The sequence below is a fragment of the Hymenobacter norwichensis DSM 15439 genome (genome assembly GCF_000420705.1).
Taxonomy (GTDB): Bacteria; Bacteroidota; Bacteroidia; order Cytophagales; family Hymenobacteraceae; genus Hymenobacter; species Hymenobacter norwichensis.
The window spans coordinates 99,421-113,966 of sequence record NZ_ATVL01000013.1; the positions used below are offsets into that span (position 1 = coordinate 99,421).

Here is a 14,546-nt window from a genome sequence, read left to right on the forward strand (position 1 = left end):
CAGCCGATCAGGTCGTAAGGGAACTTACCCGTTGAAGCAACTGGCAGACCGGTTGAAACTCTGGGTCAGGGAACGTGGCCTGGGTGCACAATGGGCAAGTGATTGTACTAGGTCGTCGCTACTGCTTGCAGAAAAGCGTAGGCAGTCTGCGGGTGACAGATATCGGAATGCGCGTGGATATAGTTGTCCGCCAACAGATTGTACACCCCACCCGGGGTAAAGGCGTAGGAGAACCCAACATCTTCTAACTGGAGGTCGATGGCTTCCGACGTCTTTTGCGCCCCGTTGCTGCCCATACCTCCATATATACTGCTGGCGTCGCCAATGGCTTGGCCTACCTGGCCCGCAACGCGCGAGGAGAGCGGGTACATCATGCCCACAGCGTTATCGTTGTGGGTGTGGCTGATGAGCAGGGGGCCAGTTACCAGGTGGTCACTGAGGATGCGGCGGAAAAAACCCGCTTGTCCGCTCTCGTCGTAGCGGGCTGAAAACCCATAGTGTGAAAAAGCGCCTTGCAACATGGTATAGGGGAGATTGCCTCTTTGCAGCTAAGGGGTTGGTTGAGAAGACGGTTCCTAATCAGCGATGTAGCATCGGTTAGCCTTTGGGAACGGAAGCATCGGCGGCCAATTTGGGATTGGACGTGTTCTTGCCTCGTTGCTTCTTCTTATGCTCTTGCAGCAACTGAATAACCTCGTGAGTAGGATTAGAGCCAAGCCCGATGAGCAGCCCCGTCAGCACGATCCGTAGTCCTGCCGTGGCGGGCAGATCCGTGGCGCCATTAACTACCGCAAACACGTCGAGTTTGAAGACAGCGGCCAAACCCAAGCCTAACAGAGCCCCTAAATACAGGCTTAGAAGTCGCCGGCCGGGATTGTCCTTAAACGTGGCCAGGAAATCCTGCATCCCGCTAATCGCCGTGTTCGCTAGGGGCACGCCCTCACTCAGTTTAGGTAATACGGTTTGGTATTTGGTCACCAGAAAATTCACACTTTGCGCCGCGCAGGCGGCCAGCAACTGCATCCGCTGGTTGGAAGGACCATGCGTGCGAATGTCGTCGAAGCGTCGCTGCATCGTGTCCAAATCTTTCTGCGCATTTGCCAAATACGAGGGAATGGCCGTGCTCTCCCCCAGGGCCTGGCTTAAGTGGCCATGAAACGGCTTGAGCGCATCATTTAATTCGAGCTCCAATTCATGCACTTGCCGGCTGATCGAGGTCATCGGCCAATACACGCCAATGCGAGAGCCGAGCGCATTCCAGAACCCTTCAATAACCCGCTCAATACCAATTGCGGCCCCCGAAATAAAGGCAATAGAGGCAACAGCACTGGTATTGGGTTCTGTTACAAGCGTGGTGATGAGTACCACGGCCAGACAGATACTGGCCGGACCTACCCATTTGAGTATCTCACTCGATAACTCGTGCTGTTTGAAATTAGGTTGGGTTGGACCATTCAAACTGGTAGCTTGTCTAGCAGTTGTCCCTCGTGCAGTCTGTTCATCCCCCACAGCAGAATGAGTGGCAACTGGTGAGAGCCGATCCGAAGGAGTAGCGGAACCACTTATAGGAGTAGTAGTATCAAGAGGAGTATCAGGCACGGTTTCAAGAGAGAAAGTACAGATTGAACTTCAGCAAATACCGGCAAAAGAGAGGGCACAACTGCTTGTGCTAAGTCACCCGTTCTTAGCAGAGGTCCTCTTCGTATATTGGCTTGTCTTGATCCGTAGTATAGTAATGGGCTGTTCCTGTCTTATCGGCGTGCAATTCCAACAAGGCAAATCCTTGATAATACACCTCCCCATTGTTCTTGAACAGCTCTGGGTCTACTAGCACCTCCGGTAGGTCGGGGAGGACCACTCCCTTAACCGATGCTTTTTCAGCATACGGAGCCCCGGCATCGTAAAGGACCGGCACTCCCCCGTGCCCTAAGCAACGTCCTTTCGCTAGCCCTTTATAGGGTTTGTAAATCGCTGCTATATGCTCGTGGCCCCAAAACCAAGCGCAAATGCTGTCGTTCTGAAGGTAGCTCTGAAAAGAGCTCAGCAGCGCTGCATTATAAGCTCGGTTGGCAATGGCTTGATAGCGTGAAAAAAGCTGGTGATGCGATAAGAGAATGACCTTACGGCCGGCGCTCTGCGCTTTATCCAACTGATGCTGATGCCAGACCACTTCTTTCTCCTTTAAATGCGTGGTATCACGGCTTACTTTCAGCACGTCGTTATCAAAGAGGCCCGTATCCATACCTTGGATCTGCCAAGCGTTGTTATATAAAGCAAAATAGCTGGCTTGCTGCACGGGCGTACCAGGAGTTGCATCGGTATTAATTGTTTGCAACGACTCGTAAAACGCGTGGCCACCAGAATAATAATCGTGGTTGCCCGGCAGGTTGTAGACCGGAACGGCAGAACCCGCCGCTTGGCGGGCTTGGTTGATAATAGCGTGGAAGTTGACCTCATACTCGTGCTCGGTACCCGAGTAGTATATGTCACCTAGGTGGATGATCAGGTCCGGCTTGAGCGCAAATAACCGCGTGAGCACGTCCACAGCGCGGTGCTCGCCGGTGCCCCAGTCGCCTATAATGCCTACCCGCAAAGTGCCGGTGGCTGTGGGCGGCAACTCGTAGGCATAGTCGTCGAGGGAGGTATACGCCACATATTGTGGTTTATCCATCTTGACCTTATAAGAGTTGAACCACACCACCATGGACTCTACCCACTTAGGGTCACATCCTGAAAATTTCAATTCATCCCGCTTCTGGGAGGCCAAGCCCGTATCGCCAGTTAATAAGGCGGCAACATATTGTTCTAAAATGGCAAAGCCTTGCGTGTAGTTGGAATGTTCAACCGTCAGTTCGACTTTCTCCACCAAGTCTTTTACCCAATTCAGCGCCCGCTGCACCAAGCTTTCGTGGGTCTCACCGGCCTCACTACCTTCCTGCCTCAACTCTAATACCTTATTAAGCACATGAATGTGAGGATGTTGCGAGTTTAGTCCTTGGCTGTTTTTGGTGAGGTTGAGCCGCTCGTTAACCGCCGACTGAATCATGGAATTCTTAGGCTCCGAAAAGTGCTGGATTTGGGCTTTCATAGCGTAAAAGGGCAGCGTGAATAATAGAAAGAGCAGAGGTCAGGTAAAATAGGGATGCACGCTAGCCATTAGGGCGAACCGGTAAACAAGCAGTGTATTTGCTCCGCCGGCCCCCTTTCACGTCGTACTTAGCCAACTACCTGTCAGTCAAATTCTTGTTGAGCGAGATCCAGATGAAGGCTGGGTTAGGCGTGCACGAAGCAGGGTATTGGATGAATAGTGCCATAGCCATTCACTAGATGGCCCCTTTCGCAAGTGGAGGCACTTGTTAAGTACAATCGCATCCACTAATTCTACAAACCTATCGTATTTGGTAATGCCGCGCTATGACACGAAAGTGTCATATTGAGAATAGCGTATCAAGCAGGTAAGGACCCATACTGAAGAGAGAAAGCCGCCACCCCACTTGGGACGACGGCTTCCTTTTTTGGAAAGGAGCCAGCACGCTACTGCCCTATGCAACCTACCCCCTGGGTGTAGAACTGCTGATCGGCACTGCCCACAGCGACCACTACCCAACTTGCATCAGCCGAGCAGGGCAGCAGTAGCCCACACTACAGTTGCTGGTTCTGGAAAAAAGCCAGAGATGGCCGCCATGCACACACCAATGCCTGGAGGCTGAGTATGGCTAGAGCCTTTATGCTCGCACAGTGGCTTGCTCCGCTTAGCCAAGTGGCACAGTTATCACCACCGCAAAGCCCGCTGGCTGCGGTGTGTAGCACACAGTGCCACCTACGGCCCGGGCCCGGGCCTGCATGTTAGGTAAGCCGTGACCACCGGGGCGGCAGTGGCCATCGTGGCCCCGGCCATCATCGGTTACAGTCAGGGCTAGGCCGGCAGTGGTAGCCGCCAGCTGCACCGTCACGGTGGTAGCTCGGGCGTGCTTAACTACGTTGTGCAGGGCCTCTTTGTAGATCAAGTAGAGGTGGTGCCGCAGGTCGGCTGCTAGTTCGGGGTCGGGCAAATCGGCGGGCACCTGGAAGCGCACGTCCAGGCCCGCCGGGGGCAGTACCTCCTGCGCGTGGTCACGCATCCGATCCAGCAGCTGGCGCAGGCGCAGGTCCGCCACCTCCAGGCCCCATACCACGTCGCTCATCTGCTGAGCGGCCTGACGTGAGGCGGCGGCTAATGCGTCGAGCCGGGCCGCGGTCTGGGCCGGGCTGTGGGGCGTTTCGCGCAGCAAACTGCTGTGCAAGCTGATCTGGGTAAGCAGGTTACCCACGTCGTCGTGCAAGTCAGCCGCCAAGCGCTGGCGCAAAGCTTGCTCCGCTCGCCAGGCCTGCTCGCGCTGCCGAGCGCGACGCTGCTGCCACAGGTACACCACGCCGGCGGCCACCACCACCAGCAGGCCCGTCAGGGTGACCCACACGCCAGGTCGGCGCCACCAGTAAGTGCGCGCCCGCACCGGCACGCGCAGCCCGTTGCAAGTAGAAGTGCCCAGCCCGGTTTCGCCGCGAATTTCAAGCGTGTAGTCGCCCGGCTCCAGCCCTTGCAGGCGCAGACGGTTGCCCGCGTCCAGCTCCTGCCAGAGCGCGGAGCCGGCCCCCAACAGGCGATACGTGAAGCGCCCAAGTTCTGGGCCCACCTCGTCACTCACGCCCAGCGTCAGGTCGGCAAAGGCGTCGCCAGGGGCCAGCGTCAGCCCCTGCGGCAACGTGCCAGTCAGATACTCGGTGCGGATGGTGTCCGGCTGGGCATGGTGCTGAGTAAGGCTGGTGAGCAGCAACCGGGGCGCGTGCCCGGCTTTGGCCAAGATCGAGGGGGCCAGAAAGCTCAGCCCCCCTACCCCACCGATGTACAGGCGCTGCTGCGCCGCGTCGTACCAGGCCGATTGGCGGTTCAGCTCGTTGGTAGCCAGCCCTTCGGTGGTGGTCAGGTCGCTGCGCCGGCCGGTGCGGGGCTCGTAGCGCACCAGCCCGTTGTGGGTGCCCACCCACAGCACCCGGCCTGGCCGAGGGGCCAGCACAAACGCCACTGCTTCGCTGGGTAGCCCCTGGCCCAGCGTGAGCTGCCGCTGCACGCCCCGCCGCGGGTGCAGCAGCAGCAGGCCGGCATCGAGCGTGCCCACCCATATGCTGTCGGGGTGGGCAACCAGCACCGTGCGCACCAAGCTGGTGGGCAAGCGGTAGGACGGCGGCTCGTCGGGGCCGTAGTGGCGCAGCCGGCCGGTAGCGGGCTGCAGGCAATACAGCCCCTGGTTGGTGGCCAGCCACAGTTCGCCGTGCGCTCCTTCGCTCAGGGCTTCTATCTCGCAGCGGTGCAGCGGCCAGGTGGGGTCACCTTCGCGGTAGCGTCGGCGGGTGCGGCGCGCGAGGTCAAGCTGAAACAGGCCTTGCTGCCCTCCGGCCCACACCCGCCTTGCCCGGTCGCGCAGCAAGCAGAAGGTGGATTTGCCTGACGGGTCAGGATGCGGGCCCACCCAGGTGATTTCCGTGAACTGCCGCCCGGTCAGCAGCACAATACCGTAGTTTTCCAGCCCAATAACCAGACGAGCATCGGGCAGGCGCAGGCTGCAAAACCAGACCGGTCCGGGTTCTGGCCCCTGCCAGCGGCGCAGCATCGCCAGCGGGCTGTCGGCCGCTTGCGTGAAAGTGCCCGCGTAGCTGCCCACCACCAGCCGGCCATCAGGCAGCCGGTTGATGGTGCGGGTGCTCAGGCGGGGCCCGCCGGCCACGGGCAGGGCCTGAATGGGCACCGGTCGGGGCCGCAACTGGAGCAGGCCCGGCATGCCCTCGGCAAACGCCCACAGGCCTGTCCGGGCCCGGTTGAAGCTCAGCCACGCGTTCCACTCCGGGGCTAAAGGGGCTGGATGGTGTATGAGCCCAGGCGGCTGTTGTTGCCGCCGAATGGACAAGGCCAGCAGCTCCCCCTGCCCCAGCCAGTACCAGGTGCTGTCGAGCTCCAGCACGTCCAGGTGGGGCACTGCGGCGGAGGATCGGTGGCGCGCCCAGCGGGCCAGCACCCGCGGGCGCTGCCCAGGCCGCTGCTCGAGGAGGGTACTGTCGGTTAACGAGTAAGGGCCGTGGGGCAAGCGCAGCGGCTGGTCGGCCAGCTGCGTACGGCGCGCTTGGTTGGCCTGCTGCACGCGGTAGCGGTGGCTATGGTCGGCTAAGGGGTACACCCGGCCACTGGGCGTTAGCCGCCAGCTGCGTTCGAAGCTAAAGAGTAGCAACTGCCCCACCTTATCGGGCTCGATGGCCATGATCAGGCCCTGCGGGTACTGCCACACCAGCCGGGGAGGCTGCCGGGGCCGCCGCAGCGCGAGTTGAAACAGCTGGCACGGGTCTATTCCCCGGCCAAACCAGAGCGCGCCCCGATGCAGCAGCAAGGCGTTGATGTGGCTGTGCCGTCCGATGAGCGGGGGCAGCGGCACTTGGCGCAGCTCGCCGGTGGCGGGCACAAAGGCGTAGAGACCGTCGTGCATGCCGATCCACACTGTGCCGGAGGAATCGGCCACCACCCGGTAGGCCTCACCACGCAGGGGCGGGCCCTGCCGCACCAGCTGGTTGAGGGAAACGAGTTGCCGGCCGTCGTAGCGAAACATGCCCTGTCGGGTGGCCACCCAGGCAAAGCCCACCGGGTCGCTGCTTACGGCGCGGATACCGACCGTACTTAGCACGTGGTCCGGTTGCTGTTCCAGTTGCTGGGCGTACGCTCCCGGGCTCGCTACGAGCAGCCAGCACCCTATCAGCCACCCCAAGAGGCTAGGGTGCTTCAAGCACATGCCGGGCGGGTAAGAACAGAGAAGAATCCAGAACACCCAGCAGGGGCATCCAGTAGCATCAGGCGGTAAGGAGGAGAAGTGGCTGCGCGCGGCGCTATAGTACTTTCGTGATCAGGGCAACTAGTAGCCGGAGGAGCCGGAACCACAAACAACGTAGCCACTACTTTCATCTTCACAAGAATAAATAATACATTTCTTGGCAATACTACCACTTTAATATATAATCCCAACGGTGTATAGATAGTCAATTTTGGGTTGGCTGGTGCGCCCATTAACTACTGAGCTTCAACGTTTGCGGACCTACTGCCGAGACGTGGGCTGCTAGATCTGTTTCGCTTGCTGAAACCAGCTTGTTTTCCGGCCATCTTACGACTCGACCACCGCTTGCAACCAATGCGGAAACAGTTACGACCCGCGCTAACCAAAAGGGCTGACCCACACGGGTCAGCCCTTTTGATTGCCATCCAGTAGCGTATGTTTAGTTAATAACTACCCGCTTCACTACGCGGGTTTCGCCGGTCTGGAGTTGCAGCGAGTACACGCCGGCGGCCAGGCCGCGCACGTCAAACTCGGTGGTGCCGCCAGCAGCGGGCAGGTGCAGCTGCCGGGTCTGTACCACCTGCCCTAGCGCGTTCATCAGCGTGGCCGAAGCCGAGCCAAGCGAGCCGGCCGGCACCACCAGGGTGAAGGCTTGGTGGGCCGGGTTGGGGTAGAGGACCACCGTGGCGGCCAGCACCTCGTTGTGGGTCGCCAGCACCACCTGGGTAACGGCCTCTATCATCAGCTTGTAGGGTCCCGACGTAATCAAGTCGGTGGGTGCCACGACCTGGTTGGTGGAGGCGCTGTAAAAGGTGTTGGGCTGACCGGGCCCATTGGCCTGCCCCCCCAAAGGGGAGTAGCCGGTATTCTGGCCCAATTGGTAGGTTTGGGCGGCCCCCACGTAGAAGTCGCTGCCGGCAGGCAGGATTGGGGGAGTAGTCAGCGTAAACGTCACATAGGTATTCAGGTCGCTGGCCACCACCACATAGTCGGGTGAGCGGGCCAGCACGGCCCCGGCCGCGTCAAGCAGCACCCCGTACACCGTTTTGCCCACGGTAGCGCTGGGCGCGGGGGCCGCGGCGGCCGTTCGCAGGTAGGCCCGCACCTGCGTCACACGCAGGGAGGTACTGGTCTGGAGGCGCACAACCCCCGCATTATTGACACTGGTCGGCCCGAAGCCCAAGCCAACTTGTGCCCCCACGCCGGGGTCGGTGTAGGAGAAGGTGGTCGTGTTCACTACCTGCGTCGCGCTGCGGTTGTTATTGGTGTTGAGGCCGTCGGCTGGCACGGTCACCGTGAGCGTGTTGGCGCCGGTGGCCGCGGGCGTGAAGCCCGCGAAGCTCACCGTTGTGGTAGCCCCCGGTGCCAGCGTGGCCAGGGTCTGGGTGTTGGTGAAGGCATTGGCGCCCGTCACGGTCAGCGTCACGGGCAGGTTAGCCAGGGCCGCCGTACCGCGGTTGCTCACCACGGCCCGCACGACGTGGGGCGCCCCCGCCGGAATGGGCAGCTGGGTCAGCGCTTGCACCGCCTCCACGGCGGCGTCCTGGGCGGGCAGCGGGGTAGTAAAGGTGGTAAACGTGGGGTACGAAGCCTGACCACCGCCGCAGCTGGCTGATAGGCTCACCGTGTAGGTAGTACCGGGGGTAAGGCCGCTGAGCGTAACCGGTGAAGTGGTGACGGCCACCGTCGTGGCGGAGACACCATTGGCAAAGTAGGTCAGGGAGTAGCTGCCGCTGGCACCGACGGGCGGCGTGAAGGCGAGCGTGGCCCCGGTCGGGGTGATGCCGGTAGCCGTCAGGGTGGTGGGGCCGGGGCAGGCGATGGCCGGGGCCGTCACGGCTTCCAGCATCAGCCGCTTGTAGCCCCCGGTATTGCTATTTACGGGCTGGGGGGAAACGAGGGAAATGGCGGAAACGTTGTAGAAGGCATCCGTTCGGCCGGGCTCATCCACCTGCGTACCGAAGGGCGCGTAGTTGGCCGTTGGGCCGGCTGGGTACAACGCCACCATGCCCACCAGCACGTCCGTGCCCGCCGGCAGCGCGACGGACGTGGTGAGGGGTAGGGTCACATAGGTGTTGATGTCGGCGGCCGTTAGCACGTAATCGGGCGAGCGGGCTAGCAGGGTGCCGGTGGCGAAATCGAGCAGCACCCCGTACACCGTTTTGCCAATGCTGCTGCCGGCTTGCCCGGCGGGCAAACCCCCAAAATTGACGACATAGGAGCGTACCTGCACCACGCTGACCGGGCTGTTGACGCGGTAGCGGCAGGCAAAGGCCCGGTCGATTGCGTCTAATCCCAGTTGAAAAGCCCCCGTAGCCACGCCGGGGCTGGCATAAGAGTAAGTGGTGGTGTTCACCTCTTGCAGCACGCTGCGGCTGTTGTTGGTATTGGTGTCGTCGGCGGGAGTCGTTACAGCCAGAGTGTTGGTGCCGGTGGCCGTGGGCGTGAAGGCAGCGAAGCTCACCGTGGCCGAGGCCCCGGGGGCCAGTGTGGCCACAATCAGGGTGTTGGTGAAGGCATTGGCGCCCGTCACGGTCAGCGTCACGGGCAGGTTGGTTTGGACGCTACTGCCCTGGTTGCTCACCACGGCCCGCACGACGTGGGGGGCGCCCGGCGGAATAGGCAGCTGGGCGAGCGTGAGCACGGACTCCACGGCCGCGTCGTTGGCCACCGGCACCGTGGCGCAGATAGTAAAGGCCCCCTGCGTATCGGTCGAGCCGTAGCCTGCTACGGACACGTAGTACGTGGTGGCGGGCGTCAACCCCACCACCACCAGTCGGGCCGCTTGGGCGTTGTTGGATCCACCGGACGCACAGCCAAGGGCAGTGAACGGTCCCGTTGCCCCACCCGCGCTGGAAAACAGCCGCACCTGACCGGCGGCGGTGCCCGCCACAGTAATAGCCGCCGCCGTGCTGCCGGGGCCGGTGGCATCGGTCGTGAACCGGAACCACACGTCCAGCGGGGTGGTGGCAATGCCGCAGCCCGGGTTGGCGTAGCCGTTGGCAACGGTGGGGGTAGCCCCCACGTTCGTGCCGCTGGAGGGGGTGCAGCTGGTGGCCAGCGGCAGAGCAATGGCCCCGCTGGGGTTGTCGTTGGCGGGCGCTTGGGCGTGAGCGGCTAGCGGCAGCAGCAGGGCCAGACACCACCCCGCGCGTTTCAACCAATTGAGTAAAGGAAGGCGCATAAGAGTAGGGGGAAAGGGGGTGAAGAAATGGCGTGCAACGGCCATCGCCGTGGAACGCTCCAAAGCACGCCCTTCTTTCCTTGCGGCACAATGACACGAAAGTGTAGTACTATCTGGTGCTAGGCCGCTTACTTCTGTCGCTTCAGGGCCAGAGCCAGCAGCTCGCCCTTGGAGTTGATGTGCAGCTTGCGGTAGACGGCCCGCAGGTGATTTTTCACCGTGTCGAGGCTGATGCCGCAGGCATCGGCAATGAGCTTGTAGCTGAGGCCTTCCTCTACGGCCGTCACGATTTCCTGCTCGCGGAGCGTGAGGCGGGCCTCGGCCGTAGCCGCCACTGCCACCGGTGGCTGCCGCCGAAACGCCTGCAGCACGTGCCGGGCCACGGCCGGCGACATGGGCGAACCGCCGGCGGCCACCTCCAGCAGGTGGGCTTTTAGGAGGGGCAGCGGCGTGTTTTTGACCAGGTAGCCTACCGCCCCGGCGCAAATGGCCTCGAACACGCGGGCCGCGTCGGTGTATACGCTCAGCATGAGTACCTGCGCCGCGGGCAACCGGGCCAGAATAAGGGGCAACCCTTCGATGCCCGAGCGCCCCGGCAGCCCAATATCAGAGAGCACCAACACCGGCGGGGTGCCGAGCGCGGGTAGCTGCCGAAAGAAATCCTCCATCGACGCCGCCGTCAGCACGCACTCAAACTCCGGCTGCGCACTCAGGTACTGGTGCAGCATTTCCCGGATGGGCGTCTGGTCTTCGATAATGGCCAGGGGCAGGCGCGTTTGCATACGCCAAAGGTAGCACCCCCAGGTGCCCCGCGCTATGACACGAAAGGGGGATAGAACGCCGCATCGACTACCGCAATGGCTGATGGAGGCAGTCAAGTAAAAACGCGCTTGGGCCTTTAGTAAAGGCCGTCCATTTAGTCATAGATTTCTGAGCCTATAGTCTAGTTCTACTAATTCCCTGGAAAGGTGCTTAAAAACAGGGCTAAGAAGTAGGACCAGAAAGAAAACATGGTTTGTCTTTCTGGCCCCAACTTTCTGACCCGTTAAGAAGAAATTTTCGGCTACATGCACGTCCACTAGTTAGCCTGTTGAAAGTGGTGCTCTTCATTTAGCCTTAGGGTATAGTCGTGGGAACAAGCTGTTAATCTTGCTCATAGCGGAGGCAGCGATGTTATCGAAAACTTTGGTACCGGCCTCGTATTCCTTTAGCAATTGATGCGTGTCTTTCATCATCTTTTGCAGTTCGTTCTCAGTAAGCGTGAGTATCCGGTCAATTTGGTACTCTTCCAACTTAAACTTGCGCATGCGCCCAGCTACTCGGCCACGAAAGTCAGTTGAAGTTGTTGTCAGTTGAGGTTGTTGTGGGGTCTCCACAGGTAAAGTAGCATCACCCAATTGAAGTTGTAACTGTTTAGGCTGTAGTTTACTAGGACCGTTGTAATTAATATGAAATTCAATGGAATCTACACTGCGACCTTTCTTCTTCTCTATATAGGAGATGTCGAAGTTGAGCGTGTTGAGTTCTTCCAGCGACGGTTTGAGTACGTATTTTCGGTAGTCAGCAAACTGAGGATAGGCTTCTCCGGTAGTTAAATCTCGCAGCGTCTCAACATCAACGGTATGTGGACTCTTAAACTTCCACATCTGCATAATCCAGTAGAATTTGTGGGTATTGGGGCTTTTGATACTAAGAAGGTCTGCGACTTGGCCCAACGTGAAGTTCTCAGTCAGGTTTGTTAGGTAAGGAATAACATCGTTGGAAAAGTAACCGGAAATGGTCCCCTGCCCGCTGTCGAGTTTAAGAGAGTGAACTAACGGTACTTTGTGATAGTCCTTCTTGCGGTTCGGCATGGGTAGATCAATGCGAATGGCATCGAGTCCGTCCATGGCTACATGCAGATACTGATAGCCGCGTCCACCGATAGGCTGGTCACCCACTAAATCGGACAGAGGAATAACGATACGCTTACTGTCAGCCTCGTCGCGGCGTAGGCCACGCAATAGCAGTACAAAGATGCGAGCCTCAAGTAAGGTCATCGCCCAGGGGTGTTCGATCAGCACGTTACTCTGAGCAACAGTGGTCGTCCGCCGGTTATCCTGAATCTCCAAGCGATAAGTGGCACTCTCCGGCTGCTGTAACTGCCCCTGTTCAATAGCGGCAGCCGTGTCTCGCTTGGCAGTGACTACTGCTGCGTAAGCTTCAGGCTGCGTATCGAAATAGCCGATGCTCTTGGTTTTACCGTTGATACGTACTTGTGCCTTCCATCGATTCCGGCTTTTTTCGAAGGTTGTACCAGGATACTGATTCTTAGCCATGATCCAAAAAATAATCAGCAGCTAAAGTAGCAATTTCAGATAGTAAAACAAATTATCTCATCTCCTATCTCAGAGGTAACGGCCTCCTATCTCAGAGGTAACGGCCTCCTATCTCAGAGGTAACGGCCTCCTATCTCAGAGGTAACGGCCTCCTATCTCAGAGGTAACCGGCTCCTGTTTAGTGGTTGTAATTTCTTGATGATCAGTTGGTTGCACCGCTCTTAATATTATAATAAGTGTTAATATTAAAAGTTGAAATAAGACTCAGGGTTTTAAAATTTGATATGAGATAAAAAAACTATCTCAAAAGGTAACGGCTTCCTATCTGAAATTATCTCATGAAGGTAACGGGCTCCTATCTCAGAGGTAATGGCTTCCTATTTGAGCTATCTCAATTTATTTAAATACACCATATAAATCATTGTAAACCAAAGGACAATCTGTGAGCTTTTCGATTTAGGTGAGCGAAATAGGTTAGGCGAATCATGTATATACATAATACCCCATAACTCTTATAAGCAATGGGGTATTAAACCTTAGAGAAAAACGCTTAACCGGGAGATAGGTCATCCAGGTAACTTAAAATAGTATAATAAAGTATATCACAAGGTTGTTTTTAACGACATTTATTACTTTTTAATACTATTTATTGTAGCTTTTTGCTTGTCTTCAATAACTTATCCAGTACCTTTTCTGGGAGTGCTTTCTGAGATTCAGGAAGTTTCAATAGATACTCTTGCCAAGCAACATCCGCGTGTTCGCGCATTTCACCAAAGCCAGATACCCAGAATTCCGCCTGCTTTATCTGCATATAGGTTGAGCGCTTGATATGCACGGTGAACGAAACCCAAGGGTCCTGATCTTTATCTGATTTCTCGGCGATTATTATTGGCGTAGCATCAGTAGGTGATTCCAATGCTAGCTTAGGTTCTTCTGGCTGCAAACTTCTTAGTTTCTCATTTACTGAGAGTAGATTGCTGCCGAATTTTGGCTTACTCATAGTCGGGAGAGAATTTCTGTTGTGAGAGAGAAATAATCGCGGGCCCCGTTGCTGTTTGGGGCGTAGTCATAGACACTCTCCTTTTGAATTTGTGCTTCGGCCAGAGAGACGTTTTCCCGAATCGAGGTTTGCATCAAGAGCTTCCCCAGTTCTGGGTGCTGCTGCATCACTCCTACCATATCATGGTGAAGCTTTTTGCGATAAGTGGGCGAATATTTGGTAAAAAAAACCCCTCCTAGAATCAGCTTTGGATTTACCCTTTTACGGATCATGGTGCAAGTTTCCAATAAGGTAGCCAGCCCTTCAAAGGAATAGTATTCTGGTTGGGTAGGAATAAAAACTGCATCGCTGGCAGTAAGAGCCGCGTGAGTAAGAGTGAAGAGGTTAGGTGGCGTGTCGATTAGACAATAGTCGATCCCCTCCACTGATTCCAGAATTTCACGAAGCACGAAGTCGCTTCCAGGCTGTCCTGCTAGTTCGCGCTCCAAGTCATGAAGCTTGGGCATTGAGGAAACTAAATACAGCCCCGCTCCCACTTGCTGCACCACTTGATCTAGGCCACTTTGACCAGTCAGCAAGTGACCTATGTGCTTATCATGGCTTGGAGAAAAAGACATGGATAGGTTGCACTGGGCATCACAATCCAACAGCAATACTTGCTTGCCCTGACTCGCTAAGCACTGTGCGACTGCAAGAGTTGAAGTCGTCTTACCCACACCACCCTTGTGGTTGGCAAAGGAGATTATTTGCATGAGGAATTTTTATAATATGTGTAATAATACACATTATGATAATATCTAGCAAATACATAAATCTATGTATAACATTAATTCTGATCATTCTCAGAATTCTGAGAATGATCAGAATTAATGTTATACATAGATTTATGTAAACTCTGTATATTTTGCAATAAAGTTGATTAGGAGCTTGTGGAAGTGTAGAGCAACAAGCTCCTAATCAGCTGCCTCAACTACTGACTTCCTGCCAACACCAAGCCACCTTGCTTATGGGCAAAGTCGACCCGTCTCACGGAATACAGGCTTTATTTCAGTACTTCGGGAAAGTTGAGTAGACTTTACTTACAGTAATACGCCGATGCTAATATCCTTACGGCCGACATTCCCATCTTCATTACCCAACACGAGTGCTAGACTTTTTCCAACGGACTAAGGCGGCGCTCATAGCTAAGAAAG

At 57.0% G+C, this 14,546-nt stretch carries 9 protein-coding genes; all 9 read right to left on the minus strand.

Features of this window, described 5'->3' with window-relative positions; translation table 11 throughout:
- Positions 1 to 107 precede the first annotated feature (107 nt).
- Positions 108 to 521, minus strand: coding sequence for a hypothetical protein (locus tag G536_RS0124585; RefSeq protein WP_022826268.1), 414 nt, complete (start codon positions 519 to 521; stop codon positions 108 to 110).
- A gap of 76 nt (positions 522 to 597) precedes the next feature.
- Positions 598 to 1,368, minus strand: a complete 771-nt coding sequence (locus G536_RS0124590) for a hypothetical protein (RefSeq protein WP_026880559.1) — start codon at positions 1,366 to 1,368, stop codon at positions 598 to 600.
- A gap of 316 nt (positions 1,369 to 1,684) precedes the next feature.
- Entirely contained in the window at positions 1,685 to 3,088 is a 1,404-nt protein-coding gene (locus tag G536_RS31205; RefSeq protein ID WP_022826270.1) for a metallophosphoesterase family protein, read from the minus strand.
- 664 nt (positions 3,089 to 3,752) lie between these two features.
- Positions 3,753 to 6,707 (minus strand): sensor histidine kinase, encoded by a 2,955-nt coding sequence (locus G536_RS0124600; RefSeq protein ID WP_169515162.1) that lies wholly within the window; start codon positions 6,705 to 6,707, stop codon positions 3,753 to 3,755.
- 583 nt (positions 6,708 to 7,290) lie between these two features.
- Positions 7,291 to 10,035 carry a T9SS type A sorting domain-containing protein gene (locus tag G536_RS0124605; RefSeq protein ID WP_022826272.1) on the minus strand — a complete coding sequence of 915 codons (2,745 nt, stop codon included), beginning with the start codon at positions 10,033 to 10,035 and terminating at the stop codon, positions 7,291 to 7,293.
- Between the two features lie 128 nt (positions 10,036 to 10,163).
- Positions 10,164 to 10,817 carry a response regulator gene (locus tag G536_RS0124610; RefSeq protein ID WP_022826273.1) on the minus strand — a complete coding sequence of 218 codons (654 nt, stop codon included), beginning with the start codon at positions 10,815 to 10,817 and terminating at the stop codon, positions 10,164 to 10,166.
- Positions 10,818 to 11,141: 324 nt separating this feature from the next.
- A complete protein-coding gene (locus tag G536_RS29755; RefSeq protein WP_022826274.1) occupies positions 11,142 to 12,353 on the minus strand; it encodes a RepB family plasmid replication initiator protein in 1,212 nt (403 codons plus the stop codon).
- A 646-nt stretch (positions 12,354 to 12,999) separates the two neighbouring features.
- Positions 13,000 to 13,353 carry a hypothetical protein gene (locus G536_RS0124620; RefSeq protein ID WP_033370776.1) on the minus strand — a complete coding sequence of 118 codons (354 nt, stop codon included), beginning with the start codon at positions 13,351 to 13,353 and terminating at the stop codon, positions 13,000 to 13,002.
- A complete protein-coding gene (locus G536_RS0124625; RefSeq protein WP_022826276.1) occupies positions 13,350 to 14,105 on the minus strand; it encodes a ParA family protein in 756 nt (251 codons plus the stop codon). The genes G536_RS0124620 and G536_RS0124625 overlap by 4 nt, the downstream gene beginning before the upstream one ends.
- Between the last annotated feature and the right edge of the window lie 441 nt (positions 14,106 to 14,546).

Excerpts from the sequence above, each read along its gene's own strand:
- G536_RS0124585 (WP_022826268.1), bottom strand. The coding sequence starts at position 521 with ATGTTGCAAGGCGCTTTTTCACACTATGGGTTTTCAGCCCGCTACGAC.
- G536_RS31205 (WP_022826270.1), bottom strand. The coding sequence starts at position 3,088 with ATGAAAGCCCAAATCCAGCACTTTTCGGAGCCTAAGAATTCCATGATT.
- G536_RS0124605 (WP_022826272.1), bottom strand. The coding sequence starts at position 10,035 with ATGCGCCTTCCTTTACTCAATTGGTTGAAACGCGCGGGGTGGTGTCTG.
- G536_RS0124610 (WP_022826273.1), bottom strand. The coding sequence starts at position 10,817 with ATGCAAACGCGCCTGCCCCTGGCCATTATCGAAGACCAGACGCCCATC.
- G536_RS29755 (WP_022826274.1), bottom strand. The coding sequence starts at position 12,353 with ATGGCTAAGAATCAGTATCCTGGTACAACCTTCGAAAAAAGCCGGAAT.
- G536_RS0124620 (WP_033370776.1), bottom strand. The coding sequence starts at position 13,353 with ATGAGTAAGCCAAAATTCGGCAGCAATCTACTCTCAGTAAATGAGAAA.
- G536_RS0124625 (WP_022826276.1), bottom strand. The coding sequence starts at position 14,105 with ATGCAAATAATCTCCTTTGCCAACCACAAGGGTGGTGTGGGTAAGACG.